Annotated in this window: 25 protein-coding genes and 1 tRNA gene; 7 read left to right on the plus strand and 19 right to left on the minus strand. The window is 58.4% G+C overall.

Going from position 1 to position 20286, the window contains the following annotated elements; translation table 11 throughout:
- Window positions 1–2: 2 nt before the first annotated feature.
- The 8 genes from hscA to trmJ all read right to left on the minus strand — a co-directional run bounded on the left by hscA (window position 3) and on the right by trmJ (window position 6888).
- Window positions 3–1865, minus strand: a complete 1863-nt coding sequence (gene hscA, locus V8689_RS23555; RefSeq protein WP_056789036.1) for a Fe-S protein assembly chaperone HscA — start codon at window positions 1863–1865, stop codon at window positions 3–5.
- Window positions 1866–1916: 51 nt separating this feature from the next.
- Window positions 1917–2438, minus strand: coding sequence for a co-chaperone HscB (hscB, locus tag V8689_RS23560; RefSeq protein WP_032895386.1), 522 nt, complete (start codon window positions 2436–2438; stop codon window positions 1917–1919).
- Window positions 2439–2446: 8 nt separating this feature from the next.
- The gene (gene iscA / locus V8689_RS23565) at window positions 2447–2770 is read right to left on the minus strand and encodes an iron-sulfur cluster assembly protein IscA (protein WP_003175963.1); all 324 of its coding nucleotides are present in this window, start codon (window positions 2768–2770) and stop codon (window positions 2447–2449) included.
- A gap of 28 nt (window positions 2771–2798) precedes the next feature.
- Window positions 2799–3185, minus strand: coding sequence for a Fe-S cluster assembly scaffold IscU (gene iscU / locus V8689_RS23570; protein ID WP_003175965.1), 387 nt, complete (start codon window positions 3183–3185; stop codon window positions 2799–2801).
- A gap of 100 nt (window positions 3186–3285) precedes the next feature.
- Entirely contained in the window at window positions 3286–4500 is a 1215-nt protein-coding gene (locus V8689_RS23575) for an IscS subfamily cysteine desulfurase (RefSeq protein WP_003194019.1), read from the minus strand.
- 50 nt (window positions 4501–4550) lie between these two features.
- Complete coding sequence (iscR, locus tag V8689_RS23580; RefSeq protein WP_003194020.1) at window positions 4551–5042, minus strand: Fe-S cluster assembly transcriptional regulator IscR; 492 nt, start codon at window positions 5040–5042, stop codon at window positions 4551–4553.
- Between the two features lie 287 nt (window positions 5043–5329).
- Complete coding sequence (gene cysE / locus V8689_RS23585; RefSeq protein ID WP_056789033.1) at window positions 5330–6115, minus strand: serine O-acetyltransferase; 786 nt, start codon at window positions 6113–6115, stop codon at window positions 5330–5332.
- A 2-nt stretch (window positions 6116–6117) separates the two neighbouring features.
- Window positions 6118–6888, minus strand: coding sequence for a tRNA (cytosine(32)/uridine(32)-2'-O)-methyltransferase TrmJ (trmJ, locus tag V8689_RS23590; protein ID WP_056789030.1), 771 nt, complete (start codon window positions 6886–6888; stop codon window positions 6118–6120).
- Between the two features lie 145 nt (window positions 6889–7033).
- On the opposite strand from trmJ, the gene suhB reads away from it, so the two are divergent.
- Window positions 7034–7849: a type III secretion system regulator SuhB gene (gene suhB / locus V8689_RS23595; protein WP_005791195.1), complete on the plus strand. Its 816-nt coding sequence runs from the start codon at window positions 7034–7036 to the stop codon at window positions 7847–7849.
- Window positions 7850–8056: 207 nt separating this feature from the next.
- Here the strand turns inward: suhB and V8689_RS23600 are convergent, their stop codons facing one another.
- The 6 genes from V8689_RS23600 to queA all read right to left on the minus strand — a co-directional run bounded on the left by V8689_RS23600 (window position 8057) and on the right by queA (window position 14130).
- Entirely contained in the window at window positions 8057–8599 is a 543-nt protein-coding gene (locus V8689_RS23600) for a glycine zipper 2TM domain-containing protein (RefSeq protein WP_003194023.1), read from the minus strand.
- Window positions 8600–8722: 123 nt separating this feature from the next.
- A complete protein-coding gene (gene secF, locus V8689_RS23605) occupies window positions 8723–9637 on the minus strand; it encodes a protein translocase subunit SecF (RefSeq protein WP_056789027.1) in 915 nt (304 codons plus the stop codon).
- A gap of 9 nt (window positions 9638–9646) precedes the next feature.
- Window positions 9647–11515, minus strand: coding sequence for a protein translocase subunit SecD (gene secD, locus V8689_RS23610; RefSeq protein ID WP_003194025.1), 1869 nt, complete (start codon window positions 11513–11515; stop codon window positions 9647–9649).
- A gap of 62 nt (window positions 11516–11577) precedes the next feature.
- Window positions 11578–11916 carry a preprotein translocase subunit YajC gene (gene yajC / locus V8689_RS23615; RefSeq protein ID WP_003175975.1) on the minus strand — a complete coding sequence of 113 codons (339 nt, stop codon included), beginning with the start codon at window positions 11914–11916 and terminating at the stop codon, window positions 11578–11580.
- 43 nt (window positions 11917–11959) lie between these two features.
- A complete protein-coding gene (tgt, locus tag V8689_RS23620; protein WP_032803964.1) occupies window positions 11960–13075 on the minus strand; it encodes a tRNA guanosine(34) transglycosylase Tgt in 1116 nt (371 codons plus the stop codon).
- A gap of 5 nt (window positions 13076–13080) precedes the next feature.
- The gene (queA, locus tag V8689_RS23625; protein WP_056789023.1) at window positions 13081–14130 is read right to left on the minus strand and encodes a tRNA preQ1(34) S-adenosylmethionine ribosyltransferase-isomerase QueA; all 1050 of its coding nucleotides are present in this window, start codon (window positions 14128–14130) and stop codon (window positions 13081–13083) included.
- 108 nt (window positions 14131–14238) lie between these two features.
- Here queA and V8689_RS23630 point away from each other — a divergent pair.
- A tRNA-Leu gene (locus V8689_RS23630) sits at window positions 14239–14323 on the plus strand.
- 83 nt (window positions 14324–14406) lie between these two features.
- Window positions 14407–14736, plus strand: a complete 330-nt coding sequence (locus tag V8689_RS23635; protein WP_056788831.1) for a hypothetical protein — start codon at window positions 14407–14409, stop codon at window positions 14734–14736.
- Window positions 14737–14743: 7 nt separating this feature from the next.
- Here V8689_RS23635 and V8689_RS23640 read toward each other — a convergent pair whose 3' ends face one another.
- Window positions 14744–15379 carry a LysE family translocator gene (locus V8689_RS23640; RefSeq protein WP_056788828.1) on the minus strand — a complete coding sequence of 212 codons (636 nt, stop codon included), beginning with the start codon at window positions 15377–15379 and terminating at the stop codon, window positions 14744–14746.
- 156 nt (window positions 15380–15535) lie between these two features.
- Here V8689_RS23640 and V8689_RS23645 point away from each other — a divergent pair, with 156 nt between their 5' ends.
- On the plus strand, window positions 15536–15907 hold the full coding sequence (locus V8689_RS23645; protein WP_056788825.1) for a PH domain-containing protein: 372 nt from the start codon (window positions 15536–15538) through the stop codon (window positions 15905–15907).
- A gap of 81 nt (window positions 15908–15988) precedes the next feature.
- Here the strand turns inward: V8689_RS23645 and V8689_RS23650 are convergent, their stop codons facing one another.
- Both V8689_RS23650 and V8689_RS23655 read right to left on the minus strand, forming a co-directional pair.
- Complete coding sequence (locus V8689_RS23650) at window positions 15989–16564, minus strand: PIN domain-containing protein (protein WP_434520635.1); 576 nt, start codon at window positions 16562–16564, stop codon at window positions 15989–15991.
- Window positions 16561–17031 carry a helix-turn-helix domain-containing protein gene (locus V8689_RS23655; RefSeq protein WP_054922011.1) on the minus strand — a complete coding sequence of 157 codons (471 nt, stop codon included), beginning with the start codon at window positions 17029–17031 and terminating at the stop codon, window positions 16561–16563. The genes V8689_RS23650 and V8689_RS23655 overlap by 4 nt, the downstream gene beginning before the upstream one ends.
- A gap of 193 nt (window positions 17032–17224) precedes the next feature.
- Between V8689_RS23655 and V8689_RS23660 the strand changes: the two genes are divergently transcribed.
- Window positions 17225–18379 (plus strand): S-type pyocin domain-containing protein, encoded by a 1155-nt coding sequence (locus V8689_RS23660; RefSeq protein WP_056788819.1) that lies wholly within the window; start codon window positions 17225–17227, stop codon window positions 18377–18379.
- Window positions 18380–18386: 7 nt separating this feature from the next.
- Window positions 18387–18644, plus strand: coding sequence for a colicin E3-like toxin immunity protein (locus V8689_RS23665; protein ID WP_056788815.1), 258 nt, complete (start codon window positions 18387–18389; stop codon window positions 18642–18644).
- 169 nt (window positions 18645–18813) lie between these two features.
- Here V8689_RS23665 and V8689_RS23670 read toward each other — a convergent pair whose 3' ends face one another.
- Window positions 18814–19188 carry a c-type cytochrome gene (locus tag V8689_RS23670; RefSeq protein ID WP_056788811.1) on the minus strand — a complete coding sequence of 125 codons (375 nt, stop codon included), beginning with the start codon at window positions 19186–19188 and terminating at the stop codon, window positions 18814–18816.
- 30 nt (window positions 19189–19218) lie between these two features.
- A complete protein-coding gene (locus V8689_RS23675; protein ID WP_056788808.1) occupies window positions 19219–19650 on the minus strand; it encodes a bleomycin resistance protein in 432 nt (143 codons plus the stop codon).
- Window positions 19651–19813: 163 nt separating this feature from the next.
- On the opposite strand from V8689_RS23675, the gene V8689_RS23680 reads away from it, so the two are divergent.
- Entirely contained in the window at window positions 19814–20176 is a 363-nt protein-coding gene (locus V8689_RS23680; RefSeq protein ID WP_060766113.1) for a response regulator, read from the plus strand.
- The last annotated feature ends 110 nt before the right edge of the window (window positions 20177–20286 follow it).

A 20286-nucleotide genomic window follows, 5' to 3' on the forward strand; every position in this document is an offset into this window, starting at 1 on the left:
AGTTATTCCTCAATTTCATTCAGGTTGCGGCCCGCCAGCGCGGCTTTAACCGTCTGATCCATACGGCGAGCGGCAAAGGCATCAGTCACTTGCGACAGACGCTTGGTCTGTTGCTCGATGGCGTAGCCATCGTTGCCTTTCATCAGTTCGGCCAGTTCCTGCATTTGCAGATCAATGACCATGCGTTCTTCGGCATCCAGCAGGCGTTCGCCATCGGCTTCAAGGGCGCCCTGCACCGCTTCGAGCAGGCGCTGGGCATCCACTTGTTGCTCTCGCAATACGCGGGCGACCTTGTCGTCACCGGCATACTGGAACGAATCCTTGAGCATCTTGGCGATTTCACCGTCAGTGAGACCGTAGGACGGCTTGACCTGGATGCTGGCCTCCACGCCCGAGGCCAGTTCGCGCGCAGCCACGCTGAGCAAGCCATCGGCATCGACCTGGAAGGTCACGCGAATCTTGGCGGCACCGGCCACCATCGCCGGAATGCCACGCAATTCAAAGCGCGCCAGGGAGCGGCAGTCGCTGATCAGCTCGCGCTCACCTTGCAGCACATGAATCATCATGGCTGTCTGGCCGTCTTTGTAGGTGGTGAAGTCCTGAGCACGCGCGACGGGGATGGTGGTGTTACGCGGAATCACCTTCTCCATCAGGCCGCCCATGGTTTCCAGGCCCAGGGACAACGGGATCACGTCGAGCAACAGCAATTCGCCGCCATCACGCTTGTTGCCAGCCAGGGTATCGGCCTGGATGGCAGCGCCGATGGCGACGACTTGATCCGGGTCAATTTCGGTCAATGGTTGACGCCCAAAGGCCTCGGCGACCGCTTCACGCACGCGCGGCACGCGGGTGGAACCGCCGACCATGACCACTGCACCGACGTCTTCCAACTCGATACCGGAATCACGCACAGCACGACGGCAGGCTTTAAGGCTGCGGGCGACCATCGGCTCGATCAGCGCATCAAAGGCTTCGCGGGTCAGCTGTGCCGACCAGTCACCGTAGGAAACCTCAACAGAAGCAGCGTCCGTCAGCGCCTCTTTGGCCGCGCAGGCAGTTTGCAGCAGGTTGCGCTGCGCGCCTGGGTCCAGGTCGACCGACAAGCCGGCACTGCGTATGATCCAGCCGGCAATGGCGTGATCGAAATCATCGCCACCCAGGGCGCTGTCGCCGCCGGTTGCGAGCACTTCAAACACACCGCCGGTCAGGCGCAGGATCGAAATATCGAAGGTGCCGCCACCCAAGTCATAAATAGCGACCAGGCCTTCAGCGTGCTGATCGAGGCCGTAGGCCACCGCCGCCGCAGTCGGCTCGTTGAGCAAGCGCAGCACGTTCAGGCCGGCAAGTTTCGCCGCATCCTTGGTGGCTTGGCGCTGGGCGTCGTCGAAATACGCCGGAACAGTGATCACCGCCCCTACCAGCTCACCGCCCAGGGTGCTTTCTGCACGCTGGCGCAGCACCTTGAGGATATCAGCCGACACTTCCACCGGGCTCTTGGGCCCCTGGACGGTGTCGATGAACGGCATATGGGATTCACCGCCGACAAAGCGGTACGGCAGTTGGTCGCCCAATTGCTTGACGTCGGACAACCCACGACCCATCAAGCGCTTGACCGACAACACCGTGTTCAAGGGGTCTGCGGACGCGGCCAGCTTGGCCGATTCGCCCACTTCGATGCGGTCGGCGTGATAACGCACGGCGGACGGCAGGATCACCTGCCCATTGGCATCGGGCAATGGCTCGGACAGGCCGCTGCGCAAGGCAGCAACCAGGGAATTGGTGGTGCCCAGGTCAATCCCGACCGCCAGGCGACGCTGGTGCGGTTGAGGGCTTTGGCCGGGTTCGGCGATTTGCAGTAGAGCCATGGTAATCAGGTCTTATCTGTCTATCAGGCGTGCATCACGGGCAGCACTGGGTTAATCGTCGAGGCGCTCTTCTAACTGGCGCACTTCGTAGGTGAGCTTGTCGAGGAATTGCATGCGCCGCATCAGGCGTTCGGCCTGCTCACGTTGCGCCGCATCATCCCAACAGGCTGCGAAGCTTTCGTTGAGCTCATCCTGGGCCGCCTTCAGACGGCGCTTGAAGACCACGACGCCAGCCACATCGGCTTCGTCCTGCAAATCTTCGAGCTCTTCGCGCCACTGCATCTGCTGCATCAGGAAGTCCGGGTCATGCACGGTGACTTCCATCGGCAACTCACCACCCTTCATCGCCAGTAAATAACGTGCGCGTTTCGGGGGGCTTTTGAGCGTCTGATAGGCTTCGTTGAGGCTGGCCGATTGCTCCAGCGCCAAGCGTTGCTCACGCTCGGAAGCGTCGGCGAAGCGGTCCGGATGCACGCCACGCGCCAACTCACGGTAGCGCGTAGCAAGCTGCTCAAGGTCCAGCCGAAAGCTCGGCTGCAGCTCGAATAAAGCGAAATGACAAGGAGTACCCACAAGTAGCCTCAGATGTTGAAGCTTTCGCCGCAGCCACATTCACCGCGTACGTTAGGGTTGTTGAACTTGAAGCCTTCGTTCAACCCTTCCTTGACGAAATCGAGTTCGGTGCCGTCCAGGTAAGTCAGGCTTTTCGGGTCGATAATCACCTTTTCGCCGTGACTTTCGAACACCTGATCCTCTGCAACCACCTCGTCGACAAACTCCAGCACGTAGGCAAGGCCGGAACAGCCCGTGGTGCGTACACCCAGACGAATCCCCTCACCTTTACCGCGCCCATTCAGGGAGCGGCGAATGTGCTGCGCAGCCGCTTCTGTCATGCTGATAGCCATCGTTGACTCCTTACTCGTCGCCAAATGCTTAGATCAAGCCTTTCTTCTGCTTGTAATCGCGAACCGCCGCCTTGATGGCGTCTTCGGCGAGTACCGAGCAGTGGATTTTCACTGGCGGCAGCGCCAGTTCTTCGGCCAGCTGGGTGTTGCTGATAGTGACAGCCTCATCCAGGGTCTTGCCTTTCATCCATTCGGTCGCCAGGGAGCTGGAGGCGATGGCCGAACCGCAGCCGTAAGTCTTGAATTTGGCGTCTTCGATAACGCCAGCATCGTTGACCTTGATCTGCAGGCGCATCACATCGCCGCACGCCGGAGCGCCGACCATGCCAGTGCCGACATCAGGATCTTCCGCGTTCATCTTGCCGACGTTGCGCGGGTTTTCGTAGTGGTCGATGACCTTTTCGCTGTAAGCCATGGTACTGAATCCTCACTCATCAGGGCCGCTCTGGAACCCTGTAGAAAACGCCTGCGTTTTCCGCCACGTTCCTACAGAGCTTGGGTGGCGGCTTCTATAGTTAGTGTGCCGCCCACTCGATCTTGGAAATATCGACACCGTCTTTGTACATGTCCCACAGTGGCGATAGAACGCGCAGCTTGTTGACGGCTTCGCAGACCTTCTGCGCGGCGTAGTCGACTTGCTCTTCGGTGGTGAAGCGGCCGAACGTAAAGCGGATCGAGCTGTGGGCCAGTTCGTCGTTGCGGCCCAGGGCGCGCAGTACGTACGAAGGCTCAAGGGACGCCGAGGTGCAGGCCGAACCGGACGATACCGCCAGGTCCTTGAGCGCCATGATCAGCGACTCGCCTTCGACGTAGTTGAAGCTCAAATTCAGGTTGTGCGGTACACGGGCGGTCATGCTGCCGTTGATGTACAGCTCTTCAAGGTTTTCGACCTGCTTGTAGAAGCGGTCGCTCAGGGCCTTGATGCGCACGTTTTCGGCAGCCATGTCTTCCTTGGCTACACGGAAGGCTTCGCCCATGCCGACGATCTGGTGGGTCGCCAGGGTGCCCGAACGCATGCCGCGCTCGTGACCGCCGCCGTGCATGGTGGCTTCGATGCGCACGCGAGGCTTGCGGCTTACGTAGAGAGCACCGATGCCTTTAGGGCCGTAAGTCTTGTGGGCCGAGAACGACATCAGGTCGACTTTCAGCTTGGACAGGTCGATATCGACCTTGCCGGTGGACTGAGCAGCGTCGACGTGCAGCAACACACCCTTGGAGCGGGTCAGCTCGCCGATGGCGGCGATGTCGTTGATGGTGCCGATTTCGTTGTTCACGTGGATCACGGAAACCAGGATGGTGTCTTCACGCATCGCGGCTTCGATCATGGCCGGGGTGACGATACCGTCGGTGGTCGGCTCGAGGTAGGTGACCTCGAAACCTTCACGCTCCAGTTGGCGCATGGTGTCCAGGACAGCCTTGTGCTCAATCTTGGTGGTGATCAGGTGTTTGCCTTTGGTCGCGTAGAAATGCGCCGCGCCCTTGATAGCCAGGTTGTCGGACTCGGTGGCACCGGAGGTCCAGACGATTTCGCGCGGGTCGGCATTGACCAGGTCAGCGACTTGGCGACGAGCGTTCTCGACCGCTTCCTCGGCTTTCCAACCGAATACGTGGGAACGGGAGGCCGGGTTGCCGAAGTTTCCGTCGACCAGCAGGCATTCGCTCATTTTTTGCGCGACACGCGGATCAACCGGGGTGGTCGCTGAGTAATCAAGGTAAATCGGCAATTTCATGGACTTTCTCCTAAATCAGGCTGGCTGGCGTGCCGTTAGCTCTTCGGCTGTCACTCGACGGCGGACGCTTCAATCTTGTCCAGACGCGGCGCCTTGGTGTTGCAACGGCGCTGGTCCTGACGCTGGGCTACTTCTTGCACCTCACGGCGAGTCACAAGATCAGCCAAGCTGATACCACTCAAAAACTCATGGATCTGCAGGCTCAAGTCACACCACAAGTGGTGTGTCAGGCAGGTGTCGCCGGCATGGCAGTCACCCAAACCCTGGCATTTGGTGGCATCGACGGATTCGTTGACCGCGTCGATCACCTGGGCCACCTGAATGCCCTGCATGTCGCGGGACAACTGATAGCCACCACCCGGACCGCGAACGCTGGAAACCAGATTGCTACGACGCAATTTGGCGAACAACTGCTCGAGATAGGACAGGGAAATGCCTTGGCGCTCGGAGATATCGGCCAGGGACACCGGCCCAGTTTGCGCGTGCAAGGCCAAGTCGAGCATGGCGGTCACCGCGTATCGGCCTTTTGTAGTCAGTCTCATGGACAAGTACCAAGGTGTTTCAGAATGGGAGCAAGTATGCGATTCCCGAGTATTTAAGTCAACTATAAGACCTAGTACTTTAGTCAGGATTACCCGTAAAAAGGGCGCGCGAATCATAGCAGGATGGGGTGGGATCGAACAGCGCAACCAGGCCTGCTGCAAGACCACTGAGCCAATAGAGATCAAATGTGGGAGCTGGCTTGCCTGCGATAGCGGCCCATCAGCTTGCTTATAGGTTGCTGGCTCACCGCAATCGCAGGCAAGCCAGCTCCCACAAGGGACCGCGTTCAGCCTGCCTTGGTGGTAGCGGTTTCGTCCTTGATCTCAGCAAAATCCTCTTCGCGCAGTTCAGGCAGGTCTTTGGCACAGTACGGGCTGCCCAACTCCTTCAGCGCACCGCACATGCCCTCCAGCTTGCCATCCACCGCCTGCAGATGATCGAGCAATTGACCAATCGCACGAGCCACCGGGTCGGGCATGTCTTCACTGACACCATAGGCATCGAAGCCAATCTTCTCGGCCATGGCCTTGCGCTTGGCCTCTTGCTCGTCACCGGCTTGCGGCTTGACGATGATGCGACCTGGAATACCCACAACCGTGGCACCCGGCGGCACAGCCTTGGTCACCACCGCATTGGAGCCAACCTTGGCGCCAGCCCCCACGGTAAACGGCCCGAGCACCTTGGCGCCCGCCCCTACCACCACGCCATCGCCCAGCGTTGGGTGGCGCTTACCCTTGTTCCAGGTGGTGCCGCCGAGCGTCACACCTTGATAGAGGGTGACGTCATCGCCGATCTCGGCCGTTTCGCCAATCACGATGCCCATGCCGTGGTCGATAAAGAACCGACGGCCCACCTTGGCACCCGGGTGGATCTCGATACCGGTCAACCAGCGCCCGAAGTTCGATACCAGCCGCGCCAGCCATTTCCAGCCCATGCCCCACAGGGCGCCGGACAGGCGGTGGATCCAGATCGCGTGCATGCCTGGGTAGCAGGTCAGCACTTCAAAGGCGTTGCGCGCCGCCGGGTCACGGTGGAAAACACTTTGGATATCTTCTCGCAAACGCTCGAACATTTTTAATCCTTCCGCTTAAGAAGCTCACCACGGGCCGCTTTCTGGGTTTCCGTGAGGATGCCACGCAATATGTTCATTTCAGCCCGGCTCACCGAGGTGCGGCCGTACAAACGACGCAGGCGCGCCATCAAGTGCCGTGGCTTTTCAGGGTCGAGGAATTCGATGGCGACCAGGGTTTGCTCCAGGTGCTCATAGAACCGTTCCAGCTCGTCCATGGTGGCCAACTCGCCACTTTTGGTCGAGGCAACCTCTTCCTTTTCCACCTTGCTCGGCTGGCCGGCAGCAGCCAGCCAGGCCATGCGCACTTCGTAAGTCAGCACCTGCACCGCGGCCCCGAGGTTCAGCGAACTGAACTCAGGGTCTGAGGGGATATGCACGTGATAATGACATCGCTGCAGCTCTTCGTTGGTCAGGCCGGAGTCTTCACGGCCAAATACCAAGGCGATTTCAGCACCGCCAGCTGCCTCTTCCACCACTTTGGTGCCGCATTCACGCGGGTCCAGCAGCGGCCAAGGAATACGACGGTCACGGGCGCTGGTGCCGAGCACCAGATTGCAGCCGACCAGGGCGTCCTCCAAGGTGGCGACCACCTGGGCATTTTCAAGCAAGTCATTGGCGCCGGACGCACGGGCATCCGCCTCGTGGTGCGGGAATACCCGCGGTTCGACCAGCACCAGGCGCGTCAGCCCCATGTTTTTCATGGCTCGCGCCACCCCGCCGATGTTGCCGGGATGACTGGTATTGACCAAGACGACACGAATGTTTTGCAGCAAGGGAGGCGCTCTCGGACACGGGAAAGGGGAGCAAATCTTACAGAACCGCCTAAGGTTATGCCATGAAAGCGAACGTCGTCCTTCACCTGAAGAAAGTTTCTGCTAGAATGCCCGGCTTTCTTTAACAACCTTAGGTGACCTATCCATGCAGCCCATGCTGAATATCGCGCTGCGCGCCGCCCGCAGCGCCAGTGAATTGATTTTCCGCTCCATCGAGCGCCTGGATACCATCAAGGTCGACGAAAAAGACGCCAAGGATTATGTATCCGAGGTGGATCGCGCCGCCGAACAGAAAATCATCGACGCCCTGCGCAAGGCCTACCCTACCCACGGCATCCTCGGCGAAGAAACCGGCCTGCACAAAGGCAGCGGCGAAGGCGAAGACTACCTGTGGATCATCGACCCACTGGATGGCACCACCAACTTCCTGCGCGGCATCCCGCACTTTGCTGTGAGCATCGCCTGCAAATACCGTGGCCGCCTGGAACACGCCGTTGTGCTGGACCCGGTTCGCCAGGAAGAATTCACCGCCAGCCGTGGCCGTGGCGCCCAGTTGAACGGTCGCCGCCTGCGTGTCAGCGGCCGTACCAGCCTGGAAGGCGCCCTGCTGGGTACCGGCTTCCCATTCCGCGACGACCAGATGGACAACCTGGAAAACTACCTGGGCATGTTCCGCGCCCTGGTTGGCCAGACCGCCGGCATCCGCCGCGCCGGTGCGGCCAGCCTGGACTTGGCGTATGTAGCCGCCGGTCGTTTTGATGCGTTCTGGGAGTCGGGCCTGTCCGAGTGGGACATGGCTGCTGGCGCCCTGCTGATTCAAGAAGCAGGCGGCCTGGTGAGCGACTTCACCGGTGGTCATGACTTCCTGGAGAAAGGCCACGTCGTGGCTGGCAACACCAAATGCTTCAAGGCAGTGCTGACGGCGATCCAGCCGCACCTGCCGGCTTCGCTGAAGCGCTAAGCGAGCGAGCACAAAAAAAGCACCCCTCGGGGTGCTTTTTTTATGCCTGGAATTTAGCAAAAAACCAATTCCAACTGACTCAATACAATCCAATGTGGGAGCTGGCTTGCCTGCGATGGCGGGCTGCCAACCAACTGATTAGTTACTGACCCACCGCTATCGCAGGCAAGCCAGCTCCCACATTTGGATCGAAACCAGACCTGGGGATTACTGCTGGTTCTGACCGAGGATCAGACGACCTTCCTTATCCACCGGAATCTGGCTACCAGGGTCGCGCTCCATGCGTACGGTGCCTTCCTTGCCATCCAGGTTGTAACGCACGTCATAACCGACCACCTTGTCGCTGATGTCGTTAACGGTGTTACAGCGAGTTTGAGTAGTGGTGTAGGTATCGCGGTTCTGCATGCCTTCCTGAACCTTGTTACCGGCGTAGCCACCACCGACCGCGCCGGCCACGGTGGCCAGCTTCTTACCGTTACCACCACCAATCTGGTTGCCCAACAGGCCACCCGCAAGGGCGCCCACCACGGTACCTGCGATTTGATGTTGGTCCTGCACCGGACGCTGCCGGGTCACGGTGACGTCCTTGCAGACCTCACGCGGGGTTTTGATCTGGGTTTTCACCGGCTGTACCGCCAGTACTTGCGCATACTCAGGGCCGCTTTTTACCAGGCTGTAGGTGGCAACAGCGCCTCCGGCAGTCACACCGACAGCACCCAATACCGCACCAACCAGCAACGACTTGTTCACATGAACCTCCTGACCATCACAAGCGGACCGAAAGATCCGCGCTATACCCAGCCTTGGAGCAAAAAAAAAGGCGCGAGTTCAATACTCGCGCCTTTCTTGTAACTGCGGATCAACAAACGCCCATCAAGGACGGTCGTCGACCTCCTTGTCGGTAACGGCAGGAGGGATCAAGTCTTCGCTGTTGAGGTTCAGCCAGATCAGCACCACGTTGGCGATGTAGATCGACGAGTAGGTACCCGCCAGAACACCGATAAACAGTGCCAGGGAGAAGCCCCACAGGTTGTCGCCACCGAAGATCATCAGCGCAGCAATCGCCAGCAAGGTGGAGATCGACGTCGCCATGGTCCGCAGCAGGGTCTGGGTGGTGGAGATGTTGATGTTCTCGATCAACGTCGCCTTGCGCAGTACACGGAAGTTCTCACGAACCCGGTCGAATACCACGATGGTGTCGTTGAGCGAGTAACCAATGATCGCCAGCACGGCCGCCAGTACGGTCAGGTCGAAGGTGATCTGGAAGTAGGCCAGGATACCCACGGTGACGACCACGTCGTGGATCAGCGACACAATGGCGCCGACACCGAACTTCCACTGAAAGCGGAACGCCAGGTAGATCATGATGCCGACCAGCGCCATCAGCATGCCGAGGCCGCCCTGGTCGCGCAGCTCTTCACCCACTTGCGGGCCGACGAACTCGACGCGCTTGACCGACGCCGGGTTATCGCCGCCGACCTTCTGCAAGGCCTCGGCTACCTGGTGACCCAGTTGCGGGTCTTCGCCAGGCATACGCACCAGCAGGTCGGTGGTGGCACCAAAGCTCTGTACCACGGCTTCGTGATAGCCGGCCTTGACCAGCTCGTTGCGCACCAGGGTAACGTCGGCCGGCTTCTCGTAGGTCAGCTCGATGAGCGTACCGCCGGTGAAGTCCAGGCCGTAGTTAAGGCCCTTATGGAACCAGCTGAACAACGCCAGAACGGTAAGGAGCACGGTGACGCCGAACGCAACGTTGCGAACGCCCATGAAGTTGATTGTACGTAACATGGCAGCCCCTTAAATCCACAACTTCTTGAAGTCACGCCCGCCAAAGATCAGGTTGACCATTGCGCGGGTCACCATGATGGCCGTGAACATCGAGGTAAAGATCCCGAGGGACATGGTCACCGCAAAACCTTTCACCGGGCCTGTGCCCATGGCGAAGAGAATCCCGCCGACCAACAGTGTGGTCAGGTTGGAGTCGAGGATCGCGGTAAATGCCCGGCCGAAGCCTTCGTTGATTGCACGCTGCACGGTCATGCCGGCGGCGATCTCTTCACGAATCCGCGAGAAGATCAGCACGTTGGCATCCACCGCCATACCCATGGTGAGTACGATACCGGCAATACCTGGCAGGGTCAGTGTGGCGCCCAGCAACGACATCAGAGCCAGCAGCATCACCATGTTGCCCGCCAGGGCGACGGTGGCGATCACACCAAAGAAGCGGTAGATGGCGATGATGAACAGGGACACGAACAACATGCCCCACAGCGCCGCATCGACACCCTTGGTGATGTTGTCGGCACCCAGGCTCGGGCCGATGGTACGTTCTTCAGCGAAGTACATCGGTGCCGCCAGGCCACCGGCACGCAGCAGCAACGCCAGTTCGGAAGACTCGCCCTGGCCGTTCAGGCCAGTGATACGGAACTGAGCACCCAGCGGCGACTGGATGGTCGCCAGGCTGATGATCTTCTTCTCTTCCTTGAAGGTCTGCACCGGCACGTCTTTCTCGACGCCATTGACCATCTGCTTGGTGTAGGTGGTCACCGGGCGCTGCTCGATGAAGATCACCGCCATGCTGCGACCGACGTTGCTGCGCGTGGCGCGGCTCATCAGTTCGCCACCATGGCCATCCAGACGGATGTTCACTTCAGGCGTGCCGTGCTCGCCGAAACCAGCCTTGGCGTCGGTCACCTGGTCACCGGTGATGATCAAGCCACGCTCGATCAACGCAGGAGGACGGTTGCCTTCACGGAATTCGAATTCTTCGGAAGTAGCACGCGTAGCGCCTGGGTCTGCCGCGAGACGGAACTCCAGGTTGGCGGTCTTGCCGAGGATACGCTTGGCTTCAGCAGTGTCCTGTACGCCCGGCAACTCGACCACGATGCGGTTGGCACCCTGGCGCTGCACGATCGGCTCGGCCACACCCAGCTCGTTGACGCGGTTACGGACCGTGGTCAAGTTCTGCTTGATGGAGTATTCGCGGATTTCAGCGATCTTGGCCGGGCTCATCGCCAGACGCAGTACCGCTTGACCATTGAGGTCGGCCGGTACGATGTCGAAGTCATTGAAGTTCTTGCGGATCAGCGCACGGGCCTGTTCGCGGGAAGCTTCATCAGCGAAACCCAACTGAATGGCACCGTTGAGCTGCGGCAGGCTGCGATAGCGCAGCTTCTCTTTGCGCAGCAGGCTCTTCACGTCGCCTTCGTAGACCTTCAGACGTGCGTCCAGGGCCTTGTCCATGTCGACTTCCAGCAGGAAGTGCACACCACCGGACAAGTCCAGACCCAGCTTCATCGGGTGCGCGCCAATGCTGCGCAGCCATTGTGGCGTGGTCTGGGCCAGGTTGAGCGCGACAACGTAGTCGTCACCCATGGCCTTGCGTACGACATCTTTGGCCGGCAATTGGTCTTCTTGCTTGGTCAGGCGCAACAAGCCGCCTTTAGAACCAGCCGCCAAGGTTGCCGCTTTAACCTGGATACCCGCGTCGTTGAGCGCTTTGCTCGCACGGTCCAGGTCAGCCTGATTGACTTGCAGCGAAGTGCTGGCGCCAGAGATCTGGATCGCCGGGTCATCAGGATAGAGATTGGGAGCGGAATAAATAAAACCGATCGCCAGCACCGCCAGGATCAGTACGTATTTCCACAGAGGGTATTTGTTCAGCATCACGCCGCCCGCTTATAACGCGGGGCGCCTTGCGCGCCCCGTCGATTGGTAAAGGTTGTTACTTAGATCGCTTTGAGCGTGCCTTTAGGCAGCGTGGCGGCGATGGCGCCCTTCTGGAACTTCATTTCCACAGTGTCGGAGACTTCCAGTACCACGAAAGCATCGGAAACCTTGGTGATCTTGCCGGCGATACCACCAGTGGTCACGACTTCGTCGCCTTTTTGCAGGCTGCCCAGCAGGTTTTTCTGCTCTTTGGCGCGCTTGGCCTGTGGACGCCAGATCATCAGGTAGAAGATGACCAGGAAGCCGACCAGGAAAATCCACTCGAAACCACCGCCCATAGGGCCGGCAGCAGCAGGCGCAGCGGCGTCAGCCATGGCGTTAGAGATAAAAAAGCTCATTTAGCACTCCAGTTGCAAATAGTGAATCTTAGGGTCGGAAAACTCAGTCCAAGGGCGGCACAGGGAGGCCACGCTTGGCATAGAAGGCATCGACGAAGGCGGCCAATGTACCCTGTTGAATAGCCTCGCGCAAACCAGCCATCAGGACTTGGTAATGACGCAAATTGTGGATGGTATTCAACATGCTACCCAGCATTTCCCCGCACTTGTCCAGATGGTGCAGATAAGCACGGGAGAAGTTCTGGCAGGTGTAGCAGTCACAGGTAGGATCCAGCGGCGAATCATCATGGCGATGGAACGCGTTACGGATCTTCAGCACGCCTGTATCGATGAACAGATGCCCATTGCGGGCATTACGGGTTGGCATCACGCAATCGAACATGTCCACACCGCGGCGCACACCCTCTACGAGATCTTCCGGTTTGCCAACGCCCATAAGGTAACGAGGTTTGTCTGCGGGCATCAGGCCCGGCAGATAATCCAGCACCTTGATCATTTCGTGCTTGGGCTCGCCCACCGACAAACCGCCGATGGCCAGGCCGTCGAAGCCGATCTTGTCGAGGCCTTCCAGCGAGCGTTTGCGCAGGCTTTCATGCATGCCACCCTGAACAATGCCGAACAGCGCCGCCGTGTTATCGCCATGGGCGTTCTTCGAACGCTGGGCCCAACGCAGCGACAACTCCATGGAGATACGCGCCACGTCTTCATCGGCCGGGTACGGCGTGCACTCGTCGAAAATCATCACGATGTCCGAACCCAGGTCGCGCTGTACCTGCATCGACTCTTCCGGGCCCATGAACACCTTGGCGCCGTCGACCGGCGAGGCGAAGGTCACGCCCTCCTCCTTGATCTTGCGCATGGCGCCCAGGCTGAACACCTGGAAACCACCAGAGTCGGTGAGGATCGGGCCTTGCCACTTCATGAAGTCATGCAGGTCGCCATGCTTCTTGATCACCTCCGTGCCCGGGCGCAGCCACAGGTGGAAGGTATTGCCGAGGATAATCTCGGCACCGGTGGCGACGATGTCGCGCGGCAACATGCCTTTGACGGTGCCATAGGTGCCGACCGGCATGAACGCCGGGGTCTCCACAGTGCCACGCGGGAAGGTCAGGCGACCACGACGGGCTTTGCCGTCCGTAGCGAGCAATTCAAACGACATACGACTCATAAGTTGTCCTCAGGGCCGCGCGGCGCCGGGTTACGGGTGATAAACATCGCATCACCGTAGCTGAAAAAACGGTACTCGTTAGCGATGGCGGCCTGGTAGGCAGCCATGGTTTGCGGGTAACCGGCAAATGCCGACACCAGCATCAACAGCGTGGATTCGGGCAAATGGAAGTTGGTGACCAGGCAATCGACCACATGGAATGGCCGCCCTGGGAAAATGAAGATATCGGTGTCGCCACTGAACGGCTTGAGCACGCCATCACGCGCTGCACTCTCCAGCGAACGCACGCTGGTAGTGCCCACGGCCACCACTCGACCGCCCCGCGCCTTGCACGCCGCCACCGCATCCACTACGTCCTGGCTGACTTCCAGCCATTCGCTGTGCATATGGTGGTCTTCGATGTTATCCACACGCACCGGCTGAAACGTCCCGGCCCCCACGTGCAGGGTCACATAGGCGGTGTCGACGCCCTTGGCGGCAATCGCATCCAGCAGTGGCTGGTCGAAATGCAGCCCGGCAGTCGGTGCGGCGACGGCGCCGAGGCGCTGTGAGTACACGGTTTGATAGCGCTCGCGGTCCGCGTCTTCGTCGGGGCGGTCTATATAAGGAGGCAACGGCATATGGCCGACGCGCTCCAACAGCGGCAACACTTCTTCGGCAAACTTGAGCTCGAACAAGGCATCGTGGCGCGCGACCATCTCGGCTTCGCCACCGCCCTCAATCAGGATGCTCGACCCCGGTTTGGGCGATTTGCTGGAGCGCACATGGGCCAGCACGCGATGGCTGTCCAGCACCCGCTCCACCAGGATTTCCAGCTTGCCGCCGGAAGCCTTCTGGCCAAACAGCCGCGCCGGAATCACCCGGGTATTGTTGAAAACCATCAGATCGCCTGGGCGCAAATGCTCAAGCAAATCAGTGAATTGACGGTGTGCGAGGGCACCGCTGGGCCCGTCCAGGGTCAGCAGTCGACTGGCGCGACGCTCGGCCAAAGGGTGGCGAGCGATCAGCGAATCAGGGAGCTCAAAAGTAAAGTCAGCAACGCGCATGATGGGGTTCGTCTAGCAGGGCCGGGAAGTCTAGCGGAAATAGTGAAAATAGACCATGAAACGTGATTGACCAACGGTAATCTCATCTCTATACTTCGCCGCCATTGAGCCCTGATGGCGGAATTGGTAGACGCGGCGGATTCAAAATCCGTTTTCGAAAGGAGTGGGAGTTCGAGTCTCCCTCGGGGCACCATCTTAAAGAAAGACCTTGAAATTCAAGGTCTTTTTTTTCGCCTGCAAAAAAGTGCCAGGCGTGGCAGTGGAGGTAGCGGGACCATGGAGTTGACGCTTGAAGCGGTTGCGTTGTTCGCGTTGAAGCTGGTGCATGAGACTGACCACGGCAGCCCATTGCTGCGCGATGATCCTGTGATGGAGGGCTATGAGAGCGAAGTGTTTGGGTTGTTGGTGCGCCAGAGAAACCTAGCCGAGATCCAAGTGAAGCTCGATGAATGTCTGTCTCTGGCACTCGACACCTTGGGCGGCGCCGATACCGTCATGGGTCGCGAATTGCAGCGGCTTGCCCTGGACGTTCGCCAAGCCTCCACACTGGAAGCACTCGATACCCCGCTCCACGCACTCAAGGATTACCTGAAAGCCATCCTGTGACGCGCACTTACTTGCGCCCCTCCACCGCCATCCGCACCGCCAAGCCCATCAACACCGACCCCATCAGCCAGCGCTGCAGCACCTGCCAACCTGGCCGGGTAACGAAGAACACCGCGATGGAACCCGCCATGCAGGCAATCACCGCGTTGACGCTCACGCTGATAGCAACCTGCAGGGAGCCCAGCGCCAGGGATTGCATCAGCACACTGCCATGCCCATTCGGGTCGATGAACTGGGGCAACAGCGACAAATACATCACCGCCACTTTGGGATTGAGCAGGTTGGTGACCAAGCCCATGGTCACCAACTTGCGCGGGCTGTCCTTGGGCAAGTCGCGCACCTGGAACGGCGAGCGCCCACCCGGCTTGACCGCCTGCCACGCCAGGTACACCAGATACAGCGCCCCGCCGAGCCGCAACGCGTCGTAGGCAAACGGCACCGCCATCACCAACGCCGTGATACCCAGCGCCGCGCACACCATATACACCACAAACCCCAGCGCCACGCCGCCCAGGGAAATCAACCCCGCCGTGCGCCCCTGGCAGATGGAGCGGGAAATCAGGTAGATCATGTTCGGCCCGGGTGTCAGTACCATGCCGAGTGAAATCAGGCCGTAGGCGAGCAAGCTGGACATATCAGGCATGGATTGGCTCCTGGTTTTTTAGGCTGCCAGCGTGAAATCCTTCGCCGACGCGGTTGTGTTGAGCGTCATGCTAGGGGCTCGCAGGCCCAGGCGTTAGATACAGATCCGCAAGCAAAACGTCATACACCGACGGCACCCCTTACCCAGGACAGGCACATGATCGACTTCAACAACAAAGGCTTTTTCAAACTCAAGCAAAACAACGAATACGCCGAACGCGTAGCGGCCCTGCTGCTGGACGACGAAGAAGTGGTCGACGCCTACAAAGCCATGCGCGACGGCGTCGTGTTCACCACCAAACGCATCATCGCGGTGAACGTGCAGGGGATTACCGGCAGCAAGAAGGACTTCACTTCATTGCCGTATAAGAACATCGTGGCGTACTCGGTGGAAACTTCAGGGACGTTTGATCTGGATTCGGAGTTGGAGATTTACTTTTCGTCGTTGGGGAAGGTGAAGTTCGAGTTCACTGGCAAGACCTCGATCGTGGAAATCTCGCGGCTGATTTCCAAGCATCTGCTGAGTTGATCCGCAGGCATAAAAAAAGACCTTGGCGTTTCAAGGTCTTTTTTATTGCGGTTCAACTGACGTACAGCGGGTTCATCCTGCTCACAGCATCATTTCATAAGGCCCCATTGCCTTGCTAGTCTGCACCAAGCCCTGCCGCATCAACATTTCGAGATAGCTTCCCGCCTCCATCGCGGGCTTCTTCAACGCCCTCCTCTGCTTCTGCGCTGCTCCCAAAACTGCCGCCTGATCCAAATCCCAGAGATCCGAAATAAAGTCATCAGGATGTATCGGTTCAATGTCATAGGCAGCCAATATATGTGGTGGAAAGTCTTTCAAATTGAAGGTCACGATAACCTCAGCTTTACTCCGAATTGCTGCCGCCAACACATGCCGGTCATCCGGGTCTGGTAAATCCAAACTCGAACACAGGTCCTCATATCCGGTCACCAGAGCGTCAGGTATCGCAACGTCCATTAGCGCCGACGTGCAGTCCACCTGCGCAGCCGTAAGATCGGGTCGATTCTTGAGTATGTTGCGCTTCCACTCGTCCTGAATCTGGGCAGTCCATCGCGCTCGATACAAACCAGACAAACCAAGCCACATGAGTAAGTCCCTAAGTGCCGCAGAATAGAGAACACAAGCGTCGTATACCGCTGTAAAGGGCGAACACCTCATCCGTCATACCCCATTCCCAACTCTTGGGCCTGTTGAACCAGCGCTTCCATTGCCTCTTGGCTTTGCTCGTCACGCCGTTGCTTGAACGCCATCAAATCCGAAAAGCGGACTCGCCGATGTCGACCCGTTTTTGTAAAGGGGATAGCGCCGTCCTCCAGCATTTTGACCAAATGCGGGCGTGACACATTAAGCAGGTCGGCCGCCTCCTGCGAGGTCAACTCGGCATGAACCGGCACTACCTTGACGGCATTGCCGAGCGCCAATTCGCCCAGAATATCGACCAGCAGGCGCAGTGCGGAGGTTGGGAGTACAAGCCTGTGTGGCTTATCTTCTTTGTCGAAGATGTCGATGCGCTGGGTTTCAAATTTGGTCGACAATAGGGACGCTAATTCACGCTGGCCTTGCACTGCCGCCTCGACTTCTTTTTCCAGCGGAAGGATCGTTTTGGGAAGATTGTTGATGGTCATGATGCAACTCCGGCCTTGCGCAATTCAGTTGAGGCCAACGCTAAACGAAACAAACGAAAATCGCAATATTCGAAACAATGCTGGCGACTCACGCACCAGTCAACTTTTCCCACATCAACTGAAAATTGAGCTGATATCGGTTCCTGACTCCCCCTCATAGGCTCACTCCCTTGCACAAGGAAGTGAATCGGTCATGTCAGAACGCTTTTATCCACCCACCGAACAAGCGTTACTCAAGCGACGAATCCTCACCCGGCAACCGTCGCGTATGCCGTATTCGCCTACTGTCGATTTTTTCGAGCCATCCCCTGCCCCGCCACCTACACCAGCCAAACCTCCGGGCTGCGTCTTCATCAAGCCATGCCAACTGCCTGACGGTATCGCCCATTACCCGAGCCTCACCGGTTTTGTTCCACTGGAACTGATCAAGGAGTACAGCCATTTAAGTCTGTTGGGCGGGCGCGAAGTGGACGCCCGAGGCGCGGTTGCCTTGCGCAAGATCAGCGGCAGTGCACTGCCAGCCGGCTTAGGGCAGTTGGCATTGCGTTCGGCGTTTTTGGAGTCGGCGGCCACAGTCAGCGTATCCGTCGCTGGCAGCCTGCTGACAGGATTGGTAGCGCTGGCTTGGCCTTCGGATCTAAGTGATAGCGCGCTCTACAACGAGGAACAGTTGCGTTCGCTGCAACGAGCGCGTTCGCAAATGCGGCTGCATATCGAGCAACGCGACGACGGCACGCTCAAGGGGTATGGGTTTTACACAGGTAACAATGCCGATTGGCAGATGATTGACGTGGTGCAGTTTCAAAACCGCAGCGGCCAGTTAATAGCAGATTTGAATAATGGCGTAGAGCTGATCTGGACGCCCTCCGTTGATCCAAATGACACCTTAGGTGTTCCGGCATTGGAGGCTGCGCCGCAAGCACCCGTGATCTGGATCTACCCACCGACTGAGACGGCGGCGCAGATTCTGGTTAACCCTATTTACCCACCGGACTATCGGGATTTTATTCTGGTGTTTCCGGCGGGGTCGGGGGTTCGGCCGCTGTATGTGGTGGTAGGTGCCAAGTCTGGGGATCACAAGTACCACAAAGCGCCTGACACTGAACAAATAACTGGCTTTGAAAAACTGATAAAAGCAAAACCCAAGACTCCCAGACAAGGAGGCGCCGGGCTGAGAGAACGCTGGATTGAGGAAAAAGGTCGCAAGATCTATGAATGGGACTCTCAGCACGGAGAGCTGGAGGTTTATCTAGCGAGTGATGGGAGCCATATCGGTGCGTTCAACCACATAAGCGGCGAGCAGCTAAAAGGGCCAATCAGAAAACGAAACATCAAAAAATATCTGTGAGGGCTACATGGGACTAAAAATAAGGTTGGAATGGTTCGACAGAACCACAGAGAGGCTAAACGGAACGGAGAGTTCAGCGGACTGCGGAGATGACTTCTCAGTGATTTCCACGCTCGGGCTGTTGAGCGCAGTGGACGTCAATAACGGCATGTTTGAATTGCGCAGGGAATGGCTATCAGCGATACAGCCGTACTTTTCTCACCAAATTGCTCTTTCAGAAAGTGACTACTTCATCGCATTTGATTACGAAGTTGCAAACGAGTAATGCAGACTCAAAGCAAGGCTTTTTTGTAGGAGCGAGGGGGACGCCTAGTTCTTGCTCGCGAAAAACGTCAACGATGACGCGTGCTTCCTGAATGAATGCGACGCCTGTGAGCTTTTCGCGAGCAAGCTCGCTCCTACAGAGGACTGCGATGCGTGTCAGCCTGGGCCCCTCACTTGGGCTGGAATGTCGCTAAGTACGCTAGGATATTTTCAATCTTCTCCTGGTCACTGATCCCCCAGAAGATCATCCGCGTGCCACTCACTACCGACTTCGGATTTTCGATATAGGCCGCCAGTTTTTCCCGCGTCCACACCACGCCCGAGTTCTTCATCGCATCCGAATACTGGTAGTCCGTTGTAGTACCGGCAGGCCGGCCAATGATGCCGTTCAGTTCCGGGCCAAAACCGCCCCGCGCGCCTTCACCGATGCTGTGGCAGCCGCCGCAGGTCTTGGTGAAGAGTTTGCCGCCCGCCTCGGCGTCGCCGGCAGCGAACGCGGGTGCGGCGATTAAGCTCAGGGCGAGGGTCAATAACACGTATTTCATTCAGGTCTCCCTATCGGCTGTTGCCGTCGATTATGCCTGTTCGACCGGCCTTTCCCCCAGCCGCTGCACCAGGCGCACCAGATAACCGTCCGGGTCTTGCACGATAAACTGGCGTTGCCCGGCCTCCACGTCACCGGCTCGGTACCAGGCGTCTTCTACATAGCGGAACAATGGCCAGCCGAGTTGCGCCAGGCGTTGCAGGATGGGCGTCACGGCGGGCACATCGATTTGCAGGTTGATGCCGCGCCCGAACGGTGGCTGCAACGGTGCGGTCAGCCACTGGCCGGCGTCGGGGTCGTATTGTTCGAGCATGATTTGCGCGCCGTGCAGGTCGAGGTAGGCAAAGCCTTCTTCTGCGCGCTGATAGGCAATGGCGAAACCTAACTGTTCGACCCAGAACGCCAGGCTGGCGCTGAGGCGGGTGACGATCAGTTCCGGCACGAGCGGGTTACGGTTAAACATGGCATTCCTTGGACGGCAGGGTGGCGTTCACCTTAACGGATTGTCGTGCCCATGGCTCACAAGCGGCCAAACGACCACCCATCGATTAAAAAACATCCAATCGAACCTATCCGGCCACCTTCCACTCCACCTTACTGAACCCCCTGATGGTGGAGTAAGGATCATGGCTCAGCCATCGATTTTGGTATTGGAAGACGACGAGATCATTCGGGCGTTGATGGTGGATGTACTGGAAGACTTTGGTGCGGTGGTGACATCGTTTGCATCGGCGGACGAAGGGATGATTTATCTGGAGCGCGGCGATGACCCCGTGGATTTGATTGTCAGTGATATTCAAATGCCCGGCTTGCTCAATGGTTATGACTTGAGCCGTGTCGTCGCCCACCGCTGGCCTGAAGTACAGGTGGTGCTGACCTCAGGTAATACGAAAATCGCCTCCGAATTGGGCAGTTCTGTCCGTTTTTTGCCCAAGCCCTGGAGCACCGACCACTTGCTTGAGTGCGTGCAGACAGCATTGACGCACTAGGGCTTGTTCCTGCACTGATAGCAGCGCGATATCATTTCAACCGAACTTGAGGGCCCGTTCTGCGGTCATGTAAGGTGCAAGGAGCGACTTTTCTGATCCACTGGTCAGCC

Source organism: Pseudomonas sp. AK181 (assembly GCF_051122975.1).
Taxonomy (GTDB): Bacteria; Pseudomonadota; Gammaproteobacteria; order Pseudomonadales; family Pseudomonadaceae; genus Aquipseudomonas; species Aquipseudomonas lactis.